Source organism: Actinomyces sp. MRS3W, assembly GCF_032465695.1.
Taxonomy (GTDB): Bacteria; Actinomycetota; Actinomycetes; order Actinomycetales; family Actinomycetaceae; genus Actinomyces.
In genome coordinates, this window is the sequence record NZ_JAWDJJ010000109.1 from 1 (window position 1) to 4,061 (window position 4,061).

Annotated in this window: 4 protein-coding genes; all 4 read left to right on the top strand. The window is 70.6% G+C overall.

What is annotated here, in order from left to right; translation table 11 throughout:
* Positions 1–1,891 (top strand): beta-ketoacyl synthase N-terminal-like domain-containing protein (locus tag RWX45_RS03530; protein WP_316022397.1); only part of this gene is annotated, 1,891 nt, incomplete at its 5' end.
* Between the two features lie 124 nt (positions 1,892–2,015).
* On the top strand, positions 2,016–2,540 hold the full coding sequence (locus tag RWX45_RS03535) for a holo-ACP synthase (RefSeq protein ID WP_410050669.1): 525 nt from the start codon (positions 2,016–2,018) through the stop codon (positions 2,538–2,540).
* Between the two features lie 79 nt (positions 2,541–2,619).
* Positions 2,620–3,621 (top strand): dihydroxyacetone kinase subunit DhaK, encoded by a 1,002-nt coding sequence (gene dhaK, locus RWX45_RS03540; RefSeq protein ID WP_316022398.1) that lies wholly within the window; start codon positions 2,620–2,622, stop codon positions 3,619–3,621.
* Positions 3,622–3,623: 2 nt separating this feature from the next.
* Positions 3,624–4,061 (top strand): dihydroxyacetone kinase subunit DhaL (gene dhaL / locus RWX45_RS03545; RefSeq protein WP_316022399.1); only part of this gene is annotated, 438 nt, incomplete at its 3' end.

Below are 4,061 nucleotides of genomic sequence, written 5' to 3' on the forward strand. Positions count from 1 at the left end.
AACCCCAGGTGGACACCTCGCCGGTGTGCTCGAACTCGCCTGGAGCATGGGCCTGCTCACCTGGCAGGACAGCCCCAAGGCCGGCTGGTACGACACCGACGGGGAGTTCGTCGAGGAGTCCGACATTCTGGAGCGTTACCGCGACGAGGTCGTGGCCCGCTGCGGTATCCGCGAGTTCGTCGACGACGGCGTCATCGCCACCGAGGGACCCGAGGAGGTCGCGGTCTACCTCGACCACGACATCGCCCTCGCTGTGGCCGACGAGGCCACCGCCCGCACCATCGAGGCCACCGACCCGGAGCACACGCTCGTGGCCCCGGAGCTGGTCGATGGCGAGCCGACGGGGGAGTGGATCGTCACCCGCCTGGCCGGCTCCCTGGCCCGAGTGCCGCGCCGCGCCACCCTCTCGCGCACGGTCGGCGGCCAGTTCCCGGAGGGCTTCGACCCGGAGCGCTGGGGCATCCCCGCCGCCATGATTCAGGGCATGGACACCATTGCCGCCTGGAACCTGGTGACGGCCGTGGACGCCTTCCTGTCCGCCGGCTTCTCCCCGGCCGAGCTACTGACGGCGGTTCACCCCTCCGACGTGGCCTCGACGCAGGGCACCGGCTTCGGTGGCATGGAGTCCATGCGCAAGATGTTCGTGGGCCGCTTCCTCGGCGAGGAGCGCCGCAGCGACATCCTGCAGGACGCCCTGCCCAACGTGGTGGCCGCACACGTCATGCAGTCCTACGTCGGTGGCTACGGCTCCATGGTGCAGCCGGTCTCGGCCTGCGCCACCGCCGCGGTGTCCATCGAGGAGGGCTGGGACAAGATCGCCCTGGGCAAGGCCGACGTGGTCGTGGCCGGCGCCATCGACGACATCTCGATCGAGTCGGTGGTGGGCTTCGGCAACATGAACGCCACGGCCGAGGCGGAGGCCATGTACGCCAAGGGCATCTCCGCCCGCCACTTCTCCCGCGCCAACGACCGCCGTCGCGGCGGCTTCGTCGAGGCCGAGGGCGGCGGCACGGTCATCCTGGCGCGTGGCTCCGTGGCGGCCCGGCTGGGCCTGCCGGTGGCCGGGGTCATCGGTTTCGTCTCCTCCTACGCCGACGGCGCCCACACCTCCATCCCGGCCCCCGGGTTGGGTGCGCTGGGTGCGGGCCGCGGTGGGAAGGACTCCCGCCTGGCCAAGGCCCTGGCGAAGCTGGGCGTGGAGGCCGATGACATCGCCGTGGTCTCCAAGCACGACACCTCCACCGGCGCCAACGACCCCAACGAGTCCGAGCTGCACACCCGCCTGGCCCGCGCGCTGGGTCGCAGCGAGGGCAACCCGCTGGTGGCCGTCTCTCAGAAGTCTGTCACCGGCCACGCCAAGGGCGGTGCCGCGCTGTTCCAGGTGGCGGGTCTGGCCGAGATCCTCGCCACCGGCATCGCACCGGGCAACGCCAGCCTGGACGTGGTGGACGCCCCGCTGGCCAAGGACGCCTTCTGGGTGTGGCCGCGCACGCCCATCCGCCTGGCCGGCCGCGGCGGCGCCGATGGTCGCGTTCCGGGCGCCGGCCCGGTGCGTGCCGGCCTGCTCACCAGCCTCGGCTTCGGGCACGTGTCCGGCCTCATCGCGCTCGTGCACCCCGGTGCCTTCGAAGCGGCCCTGCGCGCGCAGGGCGGCCAGGAGGCCGTGGACGCCTGGGTGACGTCGGCCAACCAGCGCCTGGCGGCCGGCACGCGCCGGCGTCGCGCCGGCATGATCGGCCGGGCCCCGCTGTTCGAGCAGATTGACGGTCGCCGCCTGGGTGAGGAGCGCAAGGGCCGTGACCCGCATGAGGTCGAGGCCGCCATGCTGCTCGATCCGGCCGCGCGGTTGGGCGCCGACGGCGTCTACCACACCGGCGAAACCGAGCGGTGATGCAGATACGACACTGAGCACGTCGTCAGTACGTGTGTCGCGGGGTGGACTCCGGGAACTTCAGGCTCCCGGGGTCCATCCCGTCTTTCCGCGCTGCTTCGGCAGGCGGCAGTAGCATCGGTGCGTGCCCAGCGCGCCTGATCTTCCAGAACCGCCCGCAGCCGCCCCGCGCTTGCCTGCCCTGCCGACGGCGGACGGTGTGCTCGGCGTCGGCATTGACCTGGTCCATATTCCCGGCCTCGCCCACCAGCTCGCCATCCCCGGCACTGTTTTCGCCCAGCGTGCCTTCACGGCCCGTGAACGTCGTGACGCCGCGCGCCGCGCCGATGCCACCGGCTCCCCACAGGCCGAGCACCTGGCCGGACGCTGGGCTGCCAAGGAGGCCTTCATCAAGGCCTGGTCCGCGGCCGCCAATGCCCGCTGCGGACGGGCCGTAGCGCCGCAGCTCCCACCTGAGACGGTCGACTGGCGCGAGATCGAAGTCGTGGGTGACCGGTGGGGACGACCGTCGCTGCACCTGACCGGAACCGTCGCCGCCGCCGTGCGCGTAAGCCTGGGTGAGAACGCCGGCGCACCGGAGCGCTGGCCGGTTTCTCTGAGCCACGATGAGGACTGGGCGGTCGCCATCGTGCTGTGCACCACTCGCTGACCGCTGCCCTACGTATCAAACGGACTGTCGAATCAGGCCGCGGCAGTGATCGGCGCCTCATCCGCGGTACAGTTGTGCCATGAAAAAGCTCATCAACTCCGTCGACGGGGTCGTCACCGACGCCCTAGCCGGGATGGCTGCGGCGCACCCGGACAGTCTCAATGTCGATGTGGCACACCACATCGTCTATCGCGCCACCCCCAAGGAGCAGGGCAAGGTCGCTCTTGTCTCCGGCGGCGGCAGCGGCCACGAGCCGCTCCACGGCGGCTTTGTCGGCACCGGCATGCTTGATGCTGCCTGCGCCGGCGAGATCTTCACCTCGCCCGTCCCCGACCAGGTCTCGGCGGCCACCGCCGCTGTGGATCGCGGCGCGGGCGTGTTGCACATCGTCAAGAACTACACCGGCGACGTCATGAACTTCGACATGGCCGCGGAGATGGTCGCCGCCGAGTCCGGCATCCAGGTCGCCACCGTCGTCACCGCCGACGACGTCGCCGTCGAGGACTCCCTCTACACCGCTGGGCGCCGCGGCGTCGGCGTCACCGTCATCGTCGAGAAGATCGCCGGCGCCGCTGCCGAAGAGGGGCGCTCCCTCGACGACGTGGCCGCCGTGGCCAAGCGCACCTCCGAATCCGGCCGCTCCATGGGCGTGGCCCTTACCTCATGCACCGTCCCCGCCAACGGCAAGCCCTCCTTCGACCTGCCCGAGGACGAGATGGAGATTGGCATCGGTATTCATGGCGAGCCCGGACGGCACCGGGACAAGATCGCGCCGGCCTCCGAGATCGCCGCCCGCCTTGCCGAACCGATCCTCGCCGAACTGCCCGACGGCGACCGGGGCGTCATCGCCTTCCTCAACGGCATGGGCGCCAGCCCGCTGCTCGAGCTTTACCTCATGTACGGGGAAGTCGCCAAGCTCCTGGACGCAGCCGGTATTAAGGTCGAACGCTCGTTGGTCGGCAACTACATCACCAGCCTGGACATGGCGGGCTGCTCGCTCACGCTCGTGCGCGCCGACGAGGAGATGCTGCGTCTGTGGGACGCCCCGGTGAACACTCCCGGCCTGCGCTGGGGGGTGTGAGCATGGCCCCGCTGACAGCACTGACCGCATCCGACACGGCCAACTGGATCCGCCGCACGGCCGAGCTCATCGATGACCATGCCGACGAACTCACCGCCCTGGACGCAGCCATCGGCGATGCCGACCACGGCGCGAACATGAAACGCGGCATAACCGCCGCGGTCGAGGCCCTCGCTAGCGATCCGGACACCCCCGCGGCGGTCCTCAAACAGACCGCGATGGCGCTCATCTCAAAGGTCGGGGGAGCCGCCGGCCCGCTGTACGGCACCTTCTTCCTGCGCATGTCCACCGCCTGCGCCGCCAAGGACACGATCGACGCGGCCACCCTGGCCGCCGCGGTGACGGCCGGTATCGGCGGGATTGTGCAGCGCGGCAACGCTGAGGCCGGAGACAAAACCATGCTTGACGCGTGGTACCCGGCCCAGGAGGCGCTTCAGGCT

Coding starts and splice junctions, on each gene's coding strand:
- dhaK (WP_316022398.1), top strand. CDS start 2,620: ATGAAAAAGCTCATCAACTCCGTCGACGGGGTCGTCACCGACGCCCTA.